Origin of the sequence: Pseudomonas sp. MPC6 (assembly GCF_006094435.1) — a bacterium.
Classification (GTDB): Bacteria; Pseudomonadota; Gammaproteobacteria; order Pseudomonadales; family Pseudomonadaceae; genus Aquipseudomonas.
Window position 1 is genome coordinate 1,550,582 of sequence record NZ_CP034783.1, and the last position, 18,085, is coordinate 1,568,666.

Genomic DNA, 18,085 nt, shown 5'->3' on the forward strand with positions numbered 1-18,085 from the left:
GGGGCAGGGAGCGAGACATGAATGATCCGAAAGTAGAAGCCAGGTACGAATCCATCCTGCTGCGCGTGCTGTGGATGATCGTCTTCTTGCTGGTCTGGCAAGTGGCGCAATTCATCCTCGGCGCGGTAGTGCTGGTGCAACTGATCTATCGTTTGATCTATGGTGCCCCGAGCGCCAGCCTGATGAACTTCGGCGACAGCCTGAGCCAGTTCCTGGCGCAGATTGGTCGTTTCGGCAGTTTTCACAGCGACCAGAAGCCTTGGCCGTTCGCCGACTGGCCGACGCCGCGTACCCCGGAAGGTGAAGCGCCACACGTTGTGGCGCCAGCGCCGCATCCGGCTCGAGATGAGGAACCGAAACTATGAAACTCTGGGTATTGCGTCATGGTGAAGCCGAGCCACACGGCAAGCGTCCCGATTCCGAGCGGGCGCTGACCGCACACGGTCGTGAAGAAGTGCTGCGCACCGCCGCCGAGTTGATCGGCCAGCCGATTACCGCGATCTATGCCAGCCCTTTCCTGCGAGCGCAGGAAACCGCCTTGCTGGTGCGTGAAGCGCTGGGCTTTCAACCGGAGATCCGCACCGTCGAATGGCTGACACCCGACAACCGCCCGCAAGCGGTGGCGGAACAGTTGGTGTCGGTCGATCATGCGCTGCTGGTCAGTCATAACCCGCTGGTGGGCAACCTGCTGGGCTACCTTCAGAATGGCCATGTGCAGGACCCGGAAGCGGTCCCCACAGCCGGCCTTGCCGAGCTTGAAGGCGAAGGGCCGCTGGCGGGGGCGATGAAGCTCAATGGCATCAAGCACCCTGGCTGAATGAAACGGCTCCCACAGGATAGGGTCGGCGGCGCTGCAAGCGCAGCGAGACGGTGCTGTGGCAGGATCGGTGACGAATAAAAACCAACAAAGGATGTCAGCAATGAGTTTGTGGCGTACCACTCCCAACATCGATCAGTTGAACGCGATCCAGAAAAACACCATCGGCGAAGTGCTGGATATCCGCTTCGAAGACTTCGATGAAGTGTCCCTGACCGCCAGCATGGTCATCGACCACCGCACTCACCAGCCCTACGGCCTGCTGCACGGCGGCGCCTCGGTGGTACTGGCCGAATCCGTCGGTTCCATGGCCAGTTACCTGTGCATCGATACCAGCAAGTTCTATTGCGTGGGCCTGGAAATCAACGCCAACCATTTGCGTGGCTTGCGCACGGGGCGAGTGACAGCGGTAGCCAAGGCGATTCACATTGGACGTACGACCCATGTCTGGGACATTCGGCTGACCAGCGATGAAGGCAAGGCCAGTTGTGTGTCTCGGTTGACCATGGCGGTGGTGCCATTGGGTGAGAATCCGCCGGCGCGTTGATTGGGGGTTGGTTGATCGAAAGATCGCAGCCTGCGGTAATTCCTACACCGCGCACCTGCGATCTTTTGATATTGGCGACTTTTCCTACCACCATTGCTGACAGTTATGGTCATTGCTGTAGGGCCTGGTCTTACGGACAATCAACGCCTGTCCTCGCTCATGGATTTGCCGGTATGTCGCAACAGATTTTTTTCGCCCACGCCAATGGCTTTCCTTCGGGAACCTACGGCAAATTGTTCGCGGCGCTGGCGCCCGAGTATCAGGTGACGCATCTGGAGCAGCACGCCCACGACCCGCGTTTCCCGGCGGACGACAATTGGCACAACCTGGTCGACGAGTTGATTCATCACCTCAGGCAGCAACCTGAACCGGTGTGGGGTGTCGGGCATTCCTTCGGCGGTGTATTGCATTTGCATGCGGCCCTGCGTTGCCCCGAGCTGTATCGCGGGGTGGTGATGCTCGATTCGCCGGTGCTGACCCGTACCGATCAATGGGTCATCCGCGCCGCCAAGCGCTTTGGTTTCATCGACCGCCTGACCCCGGCCGGTCGCACCCTGGGCCGTCGCGAAGAGTTTGCCGACCTGGACGCTGCGCGCGTGTATTTTGCCGGTAAAACCCTGTTTCGCAGCTTCGACCCGGAATGTTTCGATGCTTATCTGCAACACGGTCTGCAAAAGGTCGGCGACACGCTGCGCCTGCGCTTCGACCCGGCCACGGAAATCAGCATCTACCGCGGCGTCCCCCACACCAGCCCGGGCCGGACACGGCAGCTGAAAGTGCCATTGGCGGTGGTTCGCGGACACAAGAGTCGGGTGGTGATGCGTCATCACGCCAGCTCTGTCGGGCGCATGCCGCTGGGCGAGTCACTGACCCTGCCCGGCGGCCACATGTTTCCCCTGGAACGTCCCCAGGATACAGCCGTGCTGCTGAAGAATCTGTTCAGCCGCTGGGAAGGTCGCCGCCAGCAGGATTGCGCATGAGCCCTGCCGTCGAAGAAGTTCGCCTGAGCCTGCCGCATATCGAACTGGCGGCGCATCTGTTCGGCCCGGAAGACGGTGTCCCGGTAATCGCCTTGCACGGCTGGCTGGATAACGCCAACAGCTTTGCCCGGCTGGCACCGAAGCTCGAGGGGCTGCGCATCGTCGCGCTGGACATGGCCGGTCATGGCCACTCCGGGCATCGGCCTGCGGGCGCCGGTTACGCGCTCTGGGATTACGCCCATGACGTGCTGCAAGTGGCCGAACAACTGGGCTGGAAACGCTTCGGGTTACTGGGGCACTCGTTGGGGGCGATCGTTTCTCTGGTGCTGGCCGGGTCATTGCCGGAGCGGGTGACCCATCTGGCGTTGATCGACGGCATCATTCCTCCTACAGACAAAGGCGAAAATGCTGCCGAGCGCATGGGCATGGCGCTGCAAGCACAGCTGGGTCTAAGGGACAAACGCAAACCGGTCTACCACACCCTCGACCGCGCCATTGAAGCGCGCATGAAAGGTCTGGTGGCGGTCAGTCGTGAAGCCGCCGAGTTGCTGGCGCAACGGGGCCTGATGCCGGTACCGGGCGGTTACACCTGGCGCACCGATAACCGTCTTACCTTGCCATCGCCGCTGCGTCTGACCAACGAACAGGCGATGGCCTTCGTCCAGCGGGTCGGTTGTCCTGCAAAACTGGTGGTCGCAGCCGATGGCATGCTCGCCAAACATCCCGAGTTGCTGGAACGTCTACCCTTCAGCCGAGAACAGCTGCCTGGCGGCCATCATTTGCACCTGAATGACGCAACCGGTGCCGACCTTGTCGCAGACTGTTTCAATCGGTTCTTCGCCGTTCCTTGACTTGCGCCGGGCAACTGTCGAGGCTGGGCGGGTTGAAATGGGAGACAACCATGATAGATCTCTACACCGCTGCGACCCCGAATGGCCACAAGGTCTCTATCGTGCTCGAGGAACTCGGCCTGCCCTACACGGTGCACGCCTTGAGTTTCGACAAGAAGGAACAGAAATCCGAGGACTTCCTCAAGATCAATCCCAATGGCCGGATTCCGGCGATTGTCGACCGCGCCAACGGCGATTTTGCCGTGTTCGAATCCGGCGCCATCCTGGTTTATCTCGCTGAACTGAGCGGCAAGCTGCTGCCCACGGACCCGAAAGGGCGTTCGGTGGTGCTGCAGTGGCTGATGTTCCAGATGGGCGGAATCGGCCCGATGCAGGGGCAGGCCAACGTGTTTTTCCGCTATTTCCCTGAAAAACTGCAGGGGGCCATCGACCGTTACCAGCACGAAACCCGTCGTCTCTATGAAGTGCTCGACACTCGCCTGCAAGCGGTAGAGTTTCTGGCGGGCGAGTACAGCATTGCCGATATTGCGACCTTTCCATGGGTGCGTGGCCACGAGTGGTCCGGTGTCGAGGTGGAGGGTTTGTCCGCCTTGCAACGCTGGATGGCGACCATGGAGGCGCGCCCGGCAGTACAGCGAGGTCTGCTGGTGCCCGAACGCATCGACGATGCCAGCGTCGTCAAAGGTGCCCAGGCCATGCTGATCCGATGAGCCCGACCATGCGTTCATTCAGTTTGCTGGCGCTGTGCTGTTTCAGTCCCCTGTCGTTTGCCGCCGATGTCCCGGGCAGTCAGGACCTGCCGATCGTGCCGCGCATGACCGATGCGCAGATCGTCGACTATCGCCCGGCCGTCGAGCTGGAGCGGATCTACCCGCTGGGTGCGATCCGCAAGATCAGCGGCCAGCTGCGCTTCGAGGGTCAGGTCAGCGCCCGTGGCAATGCGACCTCGGTCACCTACGAGTTGCCACCGGAGCACTCGTCCATCGACGCCTTCACGGCCGCCCGCGAATCCCTGCAGAAACAGGATGCCGAGTTGCTGTTCTGGTGCCAGGCCCGGGATTGCGGGGAAAGCAGCCTGTGGGCCAATGATGTCTTCGGCAACGCCAAGCTCTATGGCGCCGACGACCAGCAAGCGTTTCTGCTGTTGCGTCTGGCGGCGCCGCAGGACAACACACTGGTGGCGCTCTACAGCATCACTCGCGGCAATCGCAAAGCCTATCTGCACGTCGAACAGTTCGACGCCACGGCACCCCTGGGCAATGTGCTGCCGACATCCGCGACCTTGCTGCGCGAGCTCAAGAGCACCGGTGAGCTCGATTTCCCCAAGCTGACCGGCGATCCCGACGAGACCTGGCTGCGCTTGATCTCCCGTGGATTGAATCTTGACACCACCTTGCGGGTCAGTATTTCCGGGCCCAAGGCCGAAGCCTGGCGCCAGGCGCTGATCGGGCAGGGCGTACGTACGGCCAGACTGGAAGCCGGCAATGTCGAAGGCTCTGGCCTGCACCTCGAACTGTTGCGATAAGCTGTATCGGGTGAACGTGCTCGCACGTTCACCTACTTTTTGGCTGACTGACTTTTTTCGAGACTGGGATGATCAATAACGATCGGCTGTTGGTGCAGATCCTGCTCCTGGTGCTGTTTGGCGCAAGTTTATGGGTGATGGCGCCGTTCTGGTCCGCGTTGTTCTGGGGCGCGGTGCTGGCCTTCGCCAGCTGGCCGCTGATGCGTTTGCTGACCCGCTGGCTCAACGGGCGCGAATCCCTGGCGGCGGCGCTGCTGACCATGGGCTGGATGGTGCTGGTGGCGGCGCCGCTGGTATGGCTGGGGTTCAACCTGGCGGACCATGTGCGCGACGCCACGGCGTTCATCAAGGATGTGCAGGTCGATGGCCTGCCCGAAGCACCGGGCTGGCTGGGCAGTATTCCCTTGGTGGGCGAGCGGCTGGTGGGCATCTGGAACAGTATCGATCAGCAGGGCGCGGCGATGATGCTGGCGATCAAGCCCTATCTGGGGCAGGTCGGTAACTGGTTGCTGGCACGCAGTGCGCAGATTGGCGGCGGAATTCTCGAACTGACGTTGAGCATTGTCTTTGTGTTCTTTTTCTACCGCGACGGGCCGCGGTTGGCGGCGTTTGTTCACGGATTGCTGCAGCGGCTGATCGGTGATCGAGCCGGCTATTACATCGAACTGGTGGCGGGAACGGTGCAACGCGTGGTGAACGGGGTCATCGGGACGGCGGCGGCTCAGGCGGTTCTGGCGTTGATCGGGTTCCTGATTGCCGGGGTTCCCGGGGCGCTGGTCCTGGGGATCGTCACGTTCTTGCTGAGCCTGATTCCGATGGGGCCACCGCTGGTGTGGATTCCGGCCACGGCCTGGCTGGCCTGGAAGGGTGACTACGGGATGGCGGTGTTCCTCGGCTGCTGGGGGATGTTCATCATCAGTGGGGTCGACAACGTGCTCAAGCCTTACCTGATCAGTCGGGGCGGCAATTTGCCCTTGGTGATTGTATTGCTCGGGGTGTTTGGCGGGCTGATTGCGTTTGGGTTCATCGGTTTGTTTATCGGGCCGACCTTGTTGGCCGTGGCTTACAGCTTGCTGACCGACTGGAGCAAGACTCAAGCCCGGGTTGAGGATCGCCGGCCTTGAGAGGCGGCGCGGGGGCGCTGTTCATCCAGTGCGGGTGTGTCAGGCGACTATCTGACTCGACACAATGGGCGCAGGGGCTAGGCTTGCGGGAGTCGGCTCGACGATTTACCGATCATCGGGTCCCGCAGCGCCACTGGTTCCGCTACAATGCGCGCCGATTTCGACCTGCCTGAGAGCCCACTCATGTCCGCCTGCCAGACTCCCATCATCGTCGCCCTGGATTTCCCTACCCGTGACGCCGCACTGAAGCTGGCCGATCAGTTGGACCCGAAGCTGTGCCGGGTCAAAGTCGGTAAAGAACTGTTTACCAGCTGCGCCTCGGAAATCGTTGGCACCCTGCGTGACAAGGGTTTCGAAGTATTCCTGGACCTCAAGTTCCACGACATCCCGAATACCACCGCGATGGCCGTCAAGGCGGCTGCGGAAATGGGCGTATGGATGGTCAACGTGCACTGTTCCGGTGGTCTGCGCATGATGGCCGCCTGTCGCGAAGTGCTCGACCAGCGCACCGGCCCGAAGCCGCTGTTGATCGGCGTGACCGTGCTGACCAGCATGGAACGTGAGGACCTGGCGGGTATCGGCCTGGACATCGAGCCGCAGGAGCAGGTGCTGCGTCTGGCCGCACTGGCGGAAAAAGCCGGGATGGACGGTCTGGTCTGTTCGGCCCTGGAAGCCCAGGCCCTGAAATCGGCTCACCCGTCGCTGCAACTGGTGACCCCGGGGATTCGTCCGGCGGGCAGCGCCCAGGACGATCAGCGCCGTATCCTGACCCCGCGTCAGGCGCTGGATGCCGGTTCCGATTACCTGGTAATCGGCCGTCCGATCAGCCAGGCGGCGGATCCGGCCAAGGCACTCGCCGCCGTAGTGGCCGAACTCGCCTGATCACCTGTAGGAGCCGGCTTGCTGGCGAAGGCATCACCGCGGTGGACCTGACTCCCCGCGGTGCCTGCATCGCCAGCAAGCCGGCTCCTACTGGCCTGCGTTAAACCTTCAGCACCAACTTCCCGAAATTCTCTCCGCTGAACAATTTCATCAGCGTCTCCGGGAACGTCTCCAGTCCTTCGACGATGTCTTCCTTGCTCTTGAGCTGCCCCTTGGCCATCCAGCCCGCCATTTCCTGCGCGGCAGCGGCGTACTGTGCGGCGTAATCCATCACCACGAAACCTTCCATCCGCGCGCGGTTGACCAGCAGCGACAGGTAGTTGGCCGGACCTTTGACCGCTTCCTTGTTGTTGTACTGGCTGATGGCGCCGCAAATCACCACCCGTGCCTTCAGGTTCAGGCGGCTCAGCACAGCGTCGAGGATATCGCCGCCGACGTTATCGAAGTACACATCCACGCCTTTCGGACACTCGCGCTTGAGCCCGGCGTGGACGTCTTCGTTCTTGTAATCGATGGCGCCGTCAAAGCCCAGTTCGTCGATCAGGAACCGGCACTTGTCGGCACCGCCCGCGATGCCGACGACGCGGCACCCCTTGAGCTTGGCAATCTGCCCGGCAATGCTGCCCACCGCGCCGGCCGCGCCCGAGAGCACCACAGTGTCACCGGCCTTGGGCGCACCGACGTCGAGCAGGGCGAAGTAGGCGGTCATCCCGGTCATGCCCAGTGCCGAAAGAAAGCGCGGCAGCGGTGCCAGTTTCGGATCGACTTTGTAGAAGCCCCGTGGCTCGCCGAGGAAATAGTCCTGCGCGCCCAGGGCACCGTTGACGTAGTCCCCGACCGCAAAATCCGAATGGTTCGAAGCAATGACCTGGCCGACACCCAATGCACGCATGACTTCGCCGATCGCCACTGGCGGAATATAGGACTTGCCCTCGTTCATCCAGCCGCGCATGGCCGGGTCCAGGGACAAGTATTCGTTTTTGACCAGAATCTGACCCGCGGCCGGTTCGCCGACCGGTACTTGCTGATAGGTAAAGGTCTCGCGGGTTGCCGCACCCACCGGACGTCTGGCGAGCAGGAACTGGCGATTGGTCTGGGTAGTCATGACAGGCACTCAAGATGAATGAAGTCTTGTTGATAGCCCTTGATGATCATTGCCGCAAGTCGCGCCGATGCCGCGAATGCAGTCCGATCCAGAACAGTGATGGCTGGCCCGGCGGTTTTATCACTGCCACTCATGGGCACTCAACCGGCCTTCTGATAGTGCTGCCGCGCTACGGATGCCTGTGGCTAGATTGCGTTACGCGGACCCCGCATCTTCTACGAGGACATAACAATGAGCATGACGTTTTCCGGCCAGGTGGCAGTGGTGACAGGGGCGGCCGCCGGTATTGGCCGCGCGACGGCTCAGGCGTTCGCCGCCGAAGGCTTGAAAGTGGTGGTGGCCGACCTCGACACGGCAGGTGGCGAGGGCACGGTGGCGTTGATTCGCACGGCGGGTGGTGAAGCAACGTTCGTGCGTTGCAACGTCACGCTGGAAAGCGATGTAAAAAACCTGATGGATGAAGTCGTCAATACCTACGGCCGTCTCGACTATGCCTTCAACAACGCCGGCATCGAGATCGAGAAAGGCAAGCTGGCCGAGGGTACGATCGACGAATTCGACGCGATCATGGGCGTCAATGTCAAAGGGGTCTGGCTGTGCATGAAGTACCAGTTGCCCTTGCTGCTGGCCCAGGGCGGTGGTGCGATCGTCAACACCGCATCGGTGGCCGGCCTGGGAGCGGCGCCGAAGATGAGTATCTACGCCGCCTCCAAGCATGCAGTGATCGGCCTGACCAAATCGGCGGCCATCGAATACGCCAAGAAAAAGATTCGCGTGAATGCGGTGTGTCCGGCGGTGATCGATACCGACATGTTCCGCCGCGCCTATGAAGCGGATCCGAAGAAGGGCGAGTTCGCCAATGCCATGCACCCGGTCGGTCGCATCGGCAAGGTCGAGGAGATTGCCAGCGCGGTGCTGTACCTGTGCAGCGATGGTGCAGCGTTCACCACCGGCCACTCGTTGGCGGTGGACGGAGGCGTCACGGCATTCTGAAGCCAGGCACTGCGGTGCAAAACCCCACATTGGTGTAATGCCTACACTGGGGGCCGGACAATGTGTTACCAATGATTAGAACCGAAGATTCTGGCGGCGTTGTCGCACATCCCATCGAGCGTTCCTGTGATTAACTGTTCCAGCAAAACAAACAGGAGTTTGCTTGCTCATGGAATTGAGAATCGATCGACAGGCCTTGGTGCCGCTCGTCCAGCAGATCGCCGATGCGCTGGCGGGCTGGCTCCGTCAAAGCGAGGTCTTGCCGGGCACGCGTTTACCATCCGCGCGGCAAATTGCGCGGGATAATCTGCTCAGTCAGTCCAGTGTCGTCGAGGCGTGTGAGCGCCTGGTCGCTGAAGGAGTGCTGGCGTCGCGTCAGGGCGGCGGCTTTTATGTCGCCGACCCGGCCTTGGCTGCTCGCCGGCAACGGGATTACCCCTGGTTCGAAGGCGCGGCGGTAAAGCACGATGGCGTCCTGGGTGAACTGAAGCTGGGTTGTGGTGGATTGCCCGTAAGCTGGCGCGAGACGGACGACCTGGGTTACGCGATCCGTCAGGTCAGTCGCACCGACATGGCGGGCCTGTTCAACTACGGCACCCCGCTGGGTCTGCCAGCCCTGCGCCAACAAATCCTCAAGCGCCTGCTACAACTGGATATCGCCGTGCAGGAGCGCCAAATCCTGACAACGGCGGGCGCCAGCCAGGGGCTGGATCTGATTGTGCGCACCTTGCTCAAGCCGGGGGAGTGCGTGGTGGTGGAAAGTCCCGGGTACTCGATGCTGTTCAAGTTGCTCAGACTGCACGGCGTCAACATGATCGAGGTGCCGCGAACGCCGACCGGGCCCGATATCGAAGTGCTCGAGGCGCTACTCCGACAGTACCGGCCCCGCGCCTTGTTCATCAACAGTTCCTATCACAATCCAACGGGTAGCAGCATGACGCCGAAGGTCGCCCAGCGAGTTCTGCAACTGGCGAAAACCCACGGTGCGCTGGTCATCGAAGATGACGTCTATGCGGATTTATCCAGCGGACCCGGTACGCGGCTCGCCGCGCTGGATACCGCGGACAACGTGATCTACGTCGGCAGTTTCTCCAAAACCCTCAGCAGTTCGTTGCGGGTCGGCTTTGTAGTAGCCGGCGCCGGGATTGTTTCGCAACTGGCCGAGGTCAAGATGATCAGCAGCATGGGCGCGTCACGGTTTTGCGAGTCGGTGCTGGCTTGCCTGTTGGCCAGTGGTGCCTACCGCAAGCTGGTGCAGCGACAACGCCAGCGTTTGCACAGCGACCGGGTGGCCGCCTTGCAAATGCTCGAAGACGCTGAGTGGGAGGTCTTCGGCAAGCCCGCCGGGGGCTTGTTCATCTGGGCGCGCTCGCGGATGGCCGACTACGCTCAGGTGCGGGCCCAGGCACAGCGCTTCGGTGTCCTGCTGTCTTCAGCGACGGCCTTCAGCCCCACCGGCGAGCCCGGTGACTGGCAACGTATCAACGTGGCCTATGCCGCTGACCCGCGAGCCCGGGCGTTTTTTCAAGCCACCACTGTGGATCGACCTCAAGCGTTCTGAAAACGACGTTGACGTAGCTTTTTGCCATTATTCCGACACCACAGACTTGTGTTGATACAGACCCGTTGCGACTCTGCGTCAACAGACTCTATCAGGGAACCCAGTGCAATGATTTCGGGCGTGAAAGGACGTTTTGCCAACCTCGGCATGGCAAAAAAACTGGGTGTCGGGTTTGTACTCGTACTGTTGTTGACCGCCGTGGTGGCGGCCATCGGCGTAGGGGCGCTGCAGACTATCAGCCAGCGCTTCGACGGGCTCACGCACATGTCGTCGCTCAACAGCGGTCTGCTCAAGGTGCGACTGCTTGAGCAGGAGTACGCGTTGCACGGCAACCCGAAAACCGCCGACGCCCTGCACAAGGGCGTGGACGACCTGATCGCCCTGGCGACCGAACTCAAGCTCCGGTCCGCGGCCAACGTGCCGGTGATGAATGATGTCGAGCAATCCCTGGGCGCCTATCGCAAGGCCTTTGACGAGTTCGTCTCGCTCAGCCAGGCCAAGGACCTGGCGCTGGAAATGGCCAGTTGGTCGGTGTCCAGCGTGGCCAATAACCTCGATGTGCTGCAGGCCGGGTTGGCCGATGACGGCGCCTATACCTTGAAAGAGTCCGCAGGCAAGGACGGCGCGCAGTTCATCGAGCAAGCCAGTCAGGTCAGCCAGGTGTCGCGGCTGATGTTGCAGGCCATGAACGAAGCGCGCGTGCGCCTGGACCAGAGTCGCAAGGGCGACGACAGCGTGGCGCAGGGCAAGATCGAGCAGGCCGACCAGGCGCTGGCCCAGGCCGAGCAGCTGAAAACCACGGTCAAGGATGAGGGCTACCAGACGGTGCTCAATGAAGTGGCCGGCCACATCGGCAGTTTCAGCGAAAAACTCGCTGAATACACTGGCCTGCTGGCCCAGGAAAAAACCGTCTACGAGCAACTGCATCAGCGCGCCGCGCAGGTGGTGGCGCGGGTGGATCAGGCCTATGTCACCGAAGACCGGTCGATGCAGGGCGAGCTGAAAAAGAATTCGTGGCTGATCATCGGCTCCTCCGCGCTGGCCTTGCTGGTCGGGCTGATTGCGGCATGGGTGATGACCCGGTTGATCGTGGCACCGTTGCGCAGTGTGATCCGTGTCGCGCAACAGATCGCCGCTGGCGATTTGAGCGTGACGGTTGAAGTGGCCCGTCGTGACGAGATCGGTCAACTGATGCAGGCCATGCAGCAGATGGGGGCCGGGCTCAGCAGTATTGTCAGCGGTTTGCAGGCCGGCATCGAGCAATTGGCCAGTTCGGCGCAATCACTGTCGGCGGTGACCGAGCAGACCAATCTGGAAGTCAGTAGCCAGAAGGAAGAAACCGAGCAGGTCGCTACCGCGATGAATCAGATGGCCGCGACCGTGCACGACGTTGCGCGTAACGCGGAAGAGGCCGCTCAGGCGGCGCAGACCGCGGACGACAAGGTTGAAAGCGGTCAGCAGGTGGTGCGTCAGAGCATGGTCCGGATCGAGCAACTGGCAGATTCTGCGACCTCGGCCAGTTCGAGCATCGAAAGCTTGAGTGCGCAAATCCAGAACATCGGCATGGTGCTCGGTGTCATCAAGAGCGTGGCCGAGCAAACCAACCTGTTGGCGCTCAACGCCGCCATCGAAGCGGCGCGGGCCGGCGAGCAGGGCCGGGGCTTTGCGGTGGTGGCCGATGAAGTGCGGGCATTGGCCAAACGGACCCAGCAATCGACCGAGGAGATCGAGCGACTGGTCAGCGCCTTGCGTTCGGCGGCGCACTCGTCGGTACAGCAGATTCAGAATAGTGGTGAGCTGGTGAAGCTGGCGGTCAGCGATGCGCTACAGACTGAGAGTGCGCTGGGCAGTATTGCCGCGGCGGTATCGTTGATTCAGCAGATGAACCAGCAGATCGCGGCGGCTGCCGAGCAGCAGAGCTCGGTGGCCGAGGAGATCAATCGCAGTGTGACGAGTATTCGCGCCAGTGCGGATCAGTCTTCGTTGGCGATGCAGGGTAATGCGGCGTCCAGTATTGAGTTGGCGCAGTTGGGTGTTGAGTTGAAGGGGATGGTTGGGCATTTTCGGCTTTGATGTGGGCTTTTGGACTTGGCGGCCTTCGGGCCGACCAGGTTCTTGGTGGTTGTGTACATATCCGTTGTTGCGGTAACGGCCGCCTATGGTTTCGCTCTTACAGCGAGTCCCTTTTGGCAAACGCCCCAAAAGGAACCAAAAGGTCTCGCCCCGGCGTCCGGCCCCTCGCTAAGGCTCGGCGTTCCTTCGCTCCGGTGTCCATCCGGGGACACTGCCCTCCGGTCTGCTTCGCGACGACCTACATGCAGCGTGTTCGACTGCGTCGAACGGCGCTACGCGCCACTCCCCGGATGAACACCTCCACTCAGCCTCCCGAAGGGGCGGGTGGATCAAGATCAAGCGCTGCAGGCGAGCTAACGCTCGGCCTGATGAGTGGTGATAAGCGCCGGTGTACGCCGATCCTTTGTAGGAGCTGGCTTGCCAGCGAAGACGTCCTGCCAGCCAACCAATCTCTCTCGGATGTACGCTGACCCAAGGTAGGAGCTGCCGAAGGCTGCGATCTTTTGACCCTGATCCTGCCGGCCCGACAGCCGACCTGATTCTACGGATACACCCGGCCCTTGTAGGAGCTGGCTTGCCAGCGAAGGCGGCCTGACAGTCAGCTATTCTTTACGGGATGTACTCACCGATTATCCCACCCAAAAAAAAGCCACCTGTTCGGTGGCTCTTCTACTTTTTTGCCCTGATCAGTCGTAAATCACTTTCTTCTTCCAGTCCGCATCCGCCTCGACGTCCTTGAGGCCTTCGGTCAGCTGGTTCACTTCGCCTTCAGCCGGCGCGGTGTTATCCATGACCTGGGCGTTGACCCGGGCCAGGAGTTTTTCCAGATGCTCCAGTTGTTCGGCGTAGAGCTTGGGGTCCTGCTGTTTGCGCAGGTACTGCACGCCGCGTTCGAACGCCAGGCGGGCTTGCCCGGGCTGGTTCTCCTGCAGGGAGCGCTGGCCGAGGTTGTTGAAGAATTCGATGTGCAGCAGGACCAGGAGATGGCGGACTTCGCGGATCCAGGTCTTGGCCTCGTTGGTCGGCAGGAAGCCATCATGTGCGGCGCGGGTGATCTGGCCGTGCAAGGCTTCAAGCAGGAAACGTACGTCCTTGGCTTTGGCTTCGGTCTGGATCGGTGCCGGCGGGTTGTTGACCGGGATCGATTCGCCCTGGGCGATCAGCGCATCCAGTTCGGCGATCCGTTCCTTCATCGTGGCGTTGGATTTTTCCAGATTGAGCAGGCGCTGGCAGACGTTCAGCTCCAGGCGGGTCAACAGCAACTTGAGTGCCGGTGTCATCAACTGACCGGGAAAAGTCTCGGTGATTTCGCCACAGCGACGCAGGCGATCGTTCAGCTCGATCCGGGTCCGGGCCTTTGCCAGCTTGCTGTTTTCCACCACATGGTTCATGTAGCCAATGGCGATCAATAGTGCGATCCCGGCTACGACTAGCAGGGTGATCATGAGTGGAGTCACCGGTAAGACCTCTTTATGGGTTTATGGGTTTATGGGTTCGCGTGCGAATGTAGTGGTTTGGCAGGGGAGCCGGCCAGGACCGCCAGGCGGAATGAATGGCTATCCTTATGCGGTATCGGCCGCGGCCCTGATTACTATAAGTAATAGTCGTGAGGGAGGCATATTGCCATCACTCAGGGCGTGGATGACTATAACGCTTTGCCGGGCGTCAGAATATAGACGTCAATCGCCGGGCGCAGGAAAACCCGGAACGGTGTCCTAAAGCAGGGCGAAGTCATTGATTTAAATAAATTTATATCAGGGGGTTGACGACCCCTCAATCCATCCATAGAATGCGCGCCACTTACAGCGTAAAGCACACAGCGAAACGCGGTAGGAAGTGAATGTTGTATGTGTGTCCCCTTCGTCTAGTGGCCTAGGACACCGCCCTTTCACGGCGGTAACAGGGGTTCGAGTCCCCTAGGGGACGCCAATGCGGGAATAGCTCAGTTGGTAGAGCACGACCTTGCCAAGGTCGGGGTCGCGAGTTCGAGTCTCGTTTCCCGCTCCATTTTTAAACAGCGTTGCTTTCGGGCAGGGCTGAGTGAAACCAGAACCAAGTCTTCGGATGCGGGGCTGGGCACCGAAACACACACCATGTGTTCCGGGCAGCGTGTCCCCTTCGTCTAGTGGCCTAGGACACCGCCCTTTCACGGCGGTAACAGGGGTTCGAGTCCCCTAGGGGACGCCAATGCGGGAATAGCTCAGTTGGTAGAGCACGACCTTGCCAAGGTCGGGGTCGCGAGTTCGAGTCTCGTTTCCCGCTCCATTTTCACAAAAACGCCGCTCATTGAGCGGCGTTTTTGTTTGTGCGCGATGTGTCTCCGCGACAATAAAAAAGGCCCGCCAGTCAGACTGTGCGGGCCTTTTGCATGTGCGGCGTTTTTACATCGACAAAATCAAACGGCCGGCGAACAAAATCAGAATCACCCCCATCGTCCGCTCGAACCAGTGCCCCATGCGCATGAACAGCAATCGCACCCGGGCGCTGGAAAAAAACAGTGCAACGATGACAAACCACAGTGCATTCACGAAACACATCCAGACCCCATACAACGCCTGAACCTTGAGCGGTGTCGTGGCGCTGATGAGGCTGGTGAAGATCGCCAGGAAAAACAACGTAGCCTTGGGGTTGGTGGCGTTGGTCAGGAAACCTGTGGTGAACGCCTTGAGCAGTGTTTGCTCTGCCATCGGTTGGTCCGCACCTTTGTCGCCTTCCAGTACGGTCTTGGGTTTGCTGCGCACCAGGCTGACGCCGAGGTACAGAATGTAGACACCGCCCACCACCTTGGCCACCGTCAACAGCCAGGGGGTGGTGTGCATCAGTGCGCCGACGCCGAGCAGGGTGTAAAGCACATGCACGGAAATACCCGCACCGATGCCCAGCGCCGTACAAATCCCCACCAAGCGTCCGAATCGCACACTTTGCCGTATGGTGACCGCGAAGTCCGGTCCGGGTGCGACCACGGCGAGGAAGTGGATGGTCGCCAGCGCCAGAAATTCGCCCAGGTAATTCGAAAGCATCTCAACTCCAGAAAGTAAGGGGTGAAGCATTGCCGCGATAGCCGACAAAGAAGGAAAGGCTCAAGCGCGGGTCGGCCACACCGGGCGTCACCGAGTGCATGCGGCGCGAGTTGAACATGATGAAGTCACCGGGCTCAGGGCGAATCTCCAGAGTCGCAGGGCCGAGCAGGGTCGGGTCGATGCCGTAGCTGTCGCCTCGCATCTCGTCGAATTGGTCCGGGGAAATGTCGTCGTTCCACATCTGCAATGCGCCACCTGCGGTGGGCATGTTCAGGTAAACATTGCAGGCAAATTGCGCTTCCAGGCTTCTGGCCTGGTAACTGTCCGGGGCGTCCTTGGCGAATATGTCGTGGTGGGCGAGGAAGCACACGCCAGGCTTCACTACCCGTGACAACCCGACATACATCTTGCGCCCGTAAAGATTTTCCAGATGCGCCCCCGCTGGCCAGGATTCGTCGAGCATGCAGCGCAGAGTGTCGATCGGGGATGAGTAAGGCGCACAGCGGTTGCGCAACTCCGCGATGTTGCGGGTGGCGCGGGCGAAATAGTCCTCGATCAACAGTGGCTGGTTTTCCGCTTCATAAAACGCCATGCCGATGCGACCGATGCTGGGCGCGTTGATGTAGCCTTCGAAGCCGGGGGCGAGGATCTTGTCGCCAATCTGAATCGCCAGCGATCGGGGCAGCAAGCCTTTGAGGCGAATGGCGAGGACTTCTTCGTTGGCCAGTTTTTTTATGCACGTCTCATCGAGACGCTCGACGTCAAGCATCATGGTTCAAGGTCCATCTATCAGAGAGGCAACGGAGCCTGCGAGTGCGGGCTGCCCCGGCGTCAGGCGATGCCGGGTTCGGCATCGCCAACATGCTCAGTTCACATCGTAATGAACCGACAGCGTTCCTTTCTTTTGCGAAACGGTGGTGATCGAGACCACGCCCAACTCCTTCAGGCTCCGAACATGGGTGCCGCCGCAACCGTAGGCGGGCAACTCACCGAAACCGATTTCCCTGGCACCTTCGCGCAATGACGTCAGGCGTGGCAGGTCGTGGGCGATCCACTGCTCGATGCCGTGCTGAACAATCCGGGCATCCACGTCCTGTGCCGAATCCTGCGGCTTGAACTGCACACGTCCTTCGCCCGGCCAGTGATGCGCCTTGATCGGCACCCAGCCCATGGCTTGAACAAAGTGACCGATCAGATGGCCGGCGGAGTGCATGCGCGTGTTGAACTGGCGACGCTGTTCGTCGACCCGAATCTGGGTCATGCCGAGTTTCACCTGGCGGTCGACGAAATGGATGATCCGTTCCGGATCCTGAACCACGCGCAGCACTTGGCTTTCACCAATCCAGCCGGTGTCGAAGGGTTGTCCGCCACCCTGCGGATGAAACAGCGTGGCGCGCAGCACCACCGCGAATTCGTTCTCGCAGGGCGTGCAATCCAGCACCTCCACGTTGGCCTTGAGATCATCACTATGGAAAAACAGGCGGAGCGTCATAGTCCATGACCTTATTGAAATTTCTATTTTTTATTATATGGAGGGCATAATTGCGTGATAATCCGTTCAAATATCAATGGACTGTTGCGCTGTGAGCATAAATCTTCCACTGCCACTGCTGGGTGAAATGGCGATTTTCGTCAAGGTGGTCGAAACCGGCAGTTTCTCCGAGGCCGCTCGCCAGCTGGGTTCTTCGCCGTCAGCGATCAGTCGCAGCATTTCGCGTCTGGAAAAGGCGCTCTCCACCCGTTTGCTGCAACGCACCACCCGTAAACTGCGCCTGAGCGACGGTGGCGAGGAAGTGTTCAAGCGTTGCCAGGAAATGGTCAGCGCGGCCAGGTCGGTGATGGAAATCAGCGGCCAGTTCACCGACGAAGCGCAAGGGCTGGTGCGCGTCAGCGTGCCGAAAGCGGTGGGGCGGTTCGTGATTCATCCGCATATGCCGGAATTTTTGCGGCGTTACCCCAAAATCGATGTGGAGTTGTTGCTCGAGGACCGTCAGGTCGACTTGATCGACGACAACGTCGACCTGGCGATTCGCATCACTGATCAGCCACCCGCCGGTCTGGTGGGACGGCAACTGCTGACCATCGACCATCTGCTCTGCGCAACGCCGCAGTACCTGGCCGAACACGGCACGCCGACCCATCCTCACGACTTGCTCGAGCACAGTTGCATCTACCTGGGCGAAACCCCGAGCGATGCGCGGTGGAAATTCAAGAAAGGCACCAAGGCTGTGACCGTCGGAGTGCGCGGGCGGTATGCGGCCAATCACACCGGTGTGCGATTGGGTGCGGTGTTGCAGCACATCGGGATTGGCAGCCTGCCGTATTTCACCGCGCGTTATGCACTGGAGCAGGGGCTCATCGTGCAGGTGTTGCCGGACTGGACCTTCCTCGCGTCCTACCACGGCGGCGCCTGGCTGCTGCATTCGCCGACCCGTTATCTGCCGCCCAAGCTTCGGGTGTTGATCGATTATCTGGTGGAGTGCCTGGAGAAGGAGCCGACCCTGAGTAAGCCAGGCAAGCCAGGGACGTCGGCCAAGGTTGCAGCGGAGTATGAGTTACCCGAGAGTGATGGGTTCTTCTGACGGACGCCATCGCGAGCAAGCTCGC

Annotated in this window: 19 protein-coding genes and 4 tRNA genes; 17 read left to right on the forward strand and 6 right to left on the reverse strand. The window is 60.7% G+C overall.

Translation table 11 applies throughout. From position 1 onward, the window contains the following. The first annotated feature begins 17 nt into the window (after nt 1-17). The 9 genes from ELQ88_RS09215 to pyrF all read left to right on the forward strand — a co-directional run bounded on the left by ELQ88_RS09215 (nt 18) and on the right by pyrF (nt 6,726). Nucleotides 18-365 (forward strand): DUF4389 domain-containing protein, encoded by a 348-nt coding sequence (locus ELQ88_RS09215; RefSeq protein WP_128872127.1) that lies wholly within the window; start codon nt 18-20, stop codon nt 363-365. Beyond that, complete coding sequence (gene sixA / locus ELQ88_RS09220) at nt 362-817, forward strand: phosphohistidine phosphatase SixA (RefSeq protein WP_128872128.1); 456 nt, start codon at nt 362-364, stop codon at nt 815-817. Before ELQ88_RS09215 ends, sixA begins: the two co-directional genes overlap by 4 nt. A 103-nt stretch (nt 818-920) precedes the next feature. Continuing rightward, nucleotides 921-1,364, forward strand: a complete 444-nt coding sequence (locus ELQ88_RS09225; protein WP_128872129.1) for a hotdog fold thioesterase — start codon at nt 921-923, stop codon at nt 1,362-1,364. A gap of 173 nt (nt 1,365-1,537) precedes the next feature. Beyond that, a complete protein-coding gene (locus tag ELQ88_RS09230) occupies nt 1,538-2,344 on the forward strand; it encodes an alpha/beta hydrolase (protein ID WP_128872130.1) in 807 nt (268 codons plus the stop codon). Then, nucleotides 2,341-3,195: an alpha/beta hydrolase gene (locus ELQ88_RS09235; RefSeq protein WP_128872131.1), complete on the forward strand. Its 855-nt coding sequence runs from the start codon at nt 2,341-2,343 to the stop codon at nt 3,193-3,195. The genes ELQ88_RS09230 and ELQ88_RS09235 overlap by 4 nt, the downstream gene beginning before the upstream one ends. Nucleotides 3,196-3,245: 50 nt before the next feature. Further along, nucleotides 3,246-3,905 carry a glutathione S-transferase N-terminal domain-containing protein gene (locus ELQ88_RS09240; protein ID WP_128872132.1) on the forward strand — a complete coding sequence of 220 codons (660 nt, stop codon included), beginning with the start codon at nt 3,246-3,248 and terminating at the stop codon, nt 3,903-3,905. A gap of 8 nt (nt 3,906-3,913) precedes the next feature. Beyond that, complete coding sequence (locus ELQ88_RS09245) at nt 3,914-4,720, forward strand: DUF4892 domain-containing protein (protein WP_138964692.1); 807 nt, start codon at nt 3,914-3,916, stop codon at nt 4,718-4,720. Nucleotides 4,721-4,788: 68 nt separating this feature from the next. After that, complete coding sequence (locus tag ELQ88_RS09250; protein ID WP_128872134.1) at nt 4,789-5,844, forward strand: AI-2E family transporter; 1,056 nt, start codon at nt 4,789-4,791, stop codon at nt 5,842-5,844. Between the two features lie 183 nt (nt 5,845-6,027). Continuing rightward, nucleotides 6,028-6,726 carry an orotidine-5'-phosphate decarboxylase gene (pyrF, locus tag ELQ88_RS09255; RefSeq protein WP_008148060.1) on the forward strand — a complete coding sequence of 233 codons (699 nt, stop codon included), beginning with the start codon at nt 6,028-6,030 and terminating at the stop codon, nt 6,724-6,726. Nucleotides 6,727-6,826: 100 nt separating this feature from the next. On the opposite strand, the gene ELQ88_RS09260 is transcribed toward pyrF, so the two are convergent. Continuing rightward, nucleotides 6,827-7,831 (reverse strand): NADP-dependent oxidoreductase, encoded by a 1,005-nt coding sequence (locus ELQ88_RS09260; protein WP_138964694.1) that lies wholly within the window; start codon nt 7,829-7,831, stop codon nt 6,827-6,829. Beyond that, nucleotides 7,828-7,965, reverse strand: a complete 138-nt coding sequence (locus ELQ88_RS34075; RefSeq protein WP_161599952.1) for a hypothetical protein — start codon at nt 7,963-7,965, stop codon at nt 7,828-7,830. Before ELQ88_RS34075 ends, ELQ88_RS09260 begins: the two co-directional genes overlap by 4 nt. Nucleotides 7,966-8,062: 97 nt before the next feature. Between ELQ88_RS34075 and ELQ88_RS09265 the strand changes: the two genes are divergently transcribed. The 3 genes from ELQ88_RS09265 to ELQ88_RS09275 all read left to right on the forward strand — a co-directional run bounded on the left by ELQ88_RS09265 (nt 8,063) and on the right by ELQ88_RS09275 (nt 12,458). Next, nucleotides 8,063-8,824, forward strand: a complete 762-nt coding sequence (locus ELQ88_RS09265; RefSeq protein ID WP_128872136.1) for an SDR family oxidoreductase — start codon at nt 8,063-8,065, stop codon at nt 8,822-8,824. 169 nt (nt 8,825-8,993) lie between these two features. Then, nucleotides 8,994-10,385: a PLP-dependent aminotransferase family protein gene (locus ELQ88_RS09270; protein ID WP_138964696.1), complete on the forward strand. Its 1,392-nt coding sequence runs from the start codon at nt 8,994-8,996 to the stop codon at nt 10,383-10,385. Nucleotides 10,386-10,493: 108 nt separating this feature from the next. Further along, complete coding sequence (locus ELQ88_RS09275) at nt 10,494-12,458, forward strand: methyl-accepting chemotaxis protein (RefSeq protein ID WP_138964698.1); 1,965 nt, start codon at nt 10,494-10,496, stop codon at nt 12,456-12,458. A 686-nt stretch (nt 12,459-13,144) separates the two neighbouring features. Here the strand turns inward: ELQ88_RS09275 and ELQ88_RS09285 are convergent. Continuing rightward, nucleotides 13,145-13,903 carry a hypothetical protein gene (locus ELQ88_RS09285; protein WP_178084745.1) on the reverse strand — a complete coding sequence of 253 codons (759 nt, stop codon included), beginning with the start codon at nt 13,901-13,903 and terminating at the stop codon, nt 13,145-13,147. Nucleotides 13,904-14,311: 408 nt separating this feature from the next. Between ELQ88_RS09285 and ELQ88_RS09290 the strand changes: the two genes are divergently transcribed. From ELQ88_RS09290 to ELQ88_RS09305, 4 genes are all read left to right on the forward strand, one after another. Then, nucleotides 14,312-14,387: transfer RNA gene (locus tag ELQ88_RS09290), tRNA-Glu, on the forward strand. A 2-nt stretch (nt 14,388-14,389) separates the two neighbouring features. After that, nucleotides 14,390-14,465: transfer RNA gene (locus ELQ88_RS09295), tRNA-Gly, on the forward strand. A gap of 104 nt (nt 14,466-14,569) precedes the next feature. After that, nucleotides 14,570-14,645: transfer RNA gene (locus ELQ88_RS09300), tRNA-Glu, on the forward strand. Nucleotides 14,646-14,647: 2 nt separating this feature from the next. Further along, a tRNA-Gly gene (locus ELQ88_RS09305) sits at nt 14,648-14,723 on the forward strand. A gap of 116 nt (nt 14,724-14,839) precedes the next feature. On the opposite strand, the gene ELQ88_RS09310 is transcribed toward ELQ88_RS09305, so the two are convergent. The 3 genes from ELQ88_RS09310 to ELQ88_RS09320 form a co-directional block, all read right to left on the reverse strand. Beyond that, nucleotides 14,840-15,478 carry a LysE family translocator gene (locus tag ELQ88_RS09310; RefSeq protein WP_138964700.1) on the reverse strand — a complete coding sequence of 213 codons (639 nt, stop codon included), beginning with the start codon at nt 15,476-15,478 and terminating at the stop codon, nt 14,840-14,842. A 1-nt stretch (nt 15,479) separates the two neighbouring features. Beyond that, on the reverse strand, nt 15,480-16,250 hold the full coding sequence (locus ELQ88_RS09315) for a 2OG-Fe(II) oxygenase (RefSeq protein ID WP_138964702.1): 771 nt from the start codon (nt 16,248-16,250) through the stop codon (nt 15,480-15,482). 93 nt (nt 16,251-16,343) lie between these two features. Further along, the gene (locus tag ELQ88_RS09320) at nt 16,344-16,970 is read right to left on the reverse strand and encodes an alanyl-tRNA editing protein (protein WP_128872143.1); all 627 of its coding nucleotides are present in this window, start codon (nt 16,968-16,970) and stop codon (nt 16,344-16,346) included. A gap of 91 nt (nt 16,971-17,061) precedes the next feature. Here ELQ88_RS09320 and ELQ88_RS09325 point away from each other — a divergent pair, with 91 nt between their 5' ends. Then, a complete protein-coding gene (locus ELQ88_RS09325; RefSeq protein WP_138964704.1) occupies nt 17,062-18,060 on the forward strand; it encodes a LysR family transcriptional regulator in 999 nt (332 codons plus the stop codon). Nucleotides 18,061-18,085: the final 25 nt, after the last annotated feature.

Excerpts from the sequence above, each read along its gene's own strand:
- ELQ88_RS09215 (WP_128872127.1), top strand. The coding sequence starts at position 18 with ATGAATGATCCGAAAGTAGAAGCCAGGTACGAATCCATCCTGCTGCGC.
- sixA (WP_128872128.1), top strand. The coding sequence starts at position 362 with ATGAAACTCTGGGTATTGCGTCATGGTGAAGCCGAGCCACACGGCAAG.
- ELQ88_RS09225 (WP_128872129.1), top strand. The coding sequence starts at position 921 with ATGAGTTTGTGGCGTACCACTCCCAACATCGATCAGTTGAACGCGATC.
- ELQ88_RS09230 (WP_128872130.1), top strand. The coding sequence starts at position 1,538 with ATGTCGCAACAGATTTTTTTCGCCCACGCCAATGGCTTTCCTTCGGGA.
- ELQ88_RS09235 (WP_128872131.1), top strand. The coding sequence starts at position 2,341 with ATGAGCCCTGCCGTCGAAGAAGTTCGCCTGAGCCTGCCGCATATCGAA.
- ELQ88_RS09240 (WP_128872132.1), top strand. The coding sequence starts at position 3,246 with ATGATAGATCTCTACACCGCTGCGACCCCGAATGGCCACAAGGTCTCT.
- ELQ88_RS09245 (WP_138964692.1), top strand. The coding sequence starts at position 3,914 with ATGCGTTCATTCAGTTTGCTGGCGCTGTGCTGTTTCAGTCCCCTGTCG.
- ELQ88_RS09250 (WP_128872134.1), top strand. The coding sequence starts at position 4,789 with ATGATCAATAACGATCGGCTGTTGGTGCAGATCCTGCTCCTGGTGCTG.
- pyrF (WP_008148060.1), top strand. The coding sequence starts at position 6,028 with ATGTCCGCCTGCCAGACTCCCATCATCGTCGCCCTGGATTTCCCTACC.
- ELQ88_RS09260 (WP_138964694.1), bottom strand. The coding sequence starts at position 7,831 with ATGACTACCCAGACCAATCGCCAGTTCCTGCTCGCCAGACGTCCGGTG.
- ELQ88_RS34075 (WP_161599952.1), bottom strand. The coding sequence starts at position 7,965 with ATGAGTGGCAGTGATAAAACCGCCGGGCCAGCCATCACTGTTCTGGAT.
- ELQ88_RS09265 (WP_128872136.1), top strand. The coding sequence starts at position 8,063 with ATGAGCATGACGTTTTCCGGCCAGGTGGCAGTGGTGACAGGGGCGGCC.
- ELQ88_RS09270 (WP_138964696.1), top strand. The coding sequence starts at position 8,994 with ATGGAATTGAGAATCGATCGACAGGCCTTGGTGCCGCTCGTCCAGCAG.
- ELQ88_RS09275 (WP_138964698.1), top strand. The coding sequence starts at position 10,494 with ATGATTTCGGGCGTGAAAGGACGTTTTGCCAACCTCGGCATGGCAAAA.
- ELQ88_RS09285 (WP_178084745.1), bottom strand. The coding sequence starts at position 13,903 with ATGATCACCCTGCTAGTCGTAGCCGGGATCGCACTATTGATCGCCATT.
- ELQ88_RS09310 (WP_138964700.1), bottom strand. The coding sequence starts at position 15,478 with ATGCTTTCGAATTACCTGGGCGAATTTCTGGCGCTGGCGACCATCCAC.
- ELQ88_RS09315 (WP_138964702.1), bottom strand. The coding sequence starts at position 16,250 with ATGATGCTTGACGTCGAGCGTCTCGATGAGACGTGCATAAAAAAACTG.
- ELQ88_RS09320 (WP_128872143.1), bottom strand. The coding sequence starts at position 16,970 with ATGACGCTCCGCCTGTTTTTCCATAGTGATGATCTCAAGGCCAACGTG.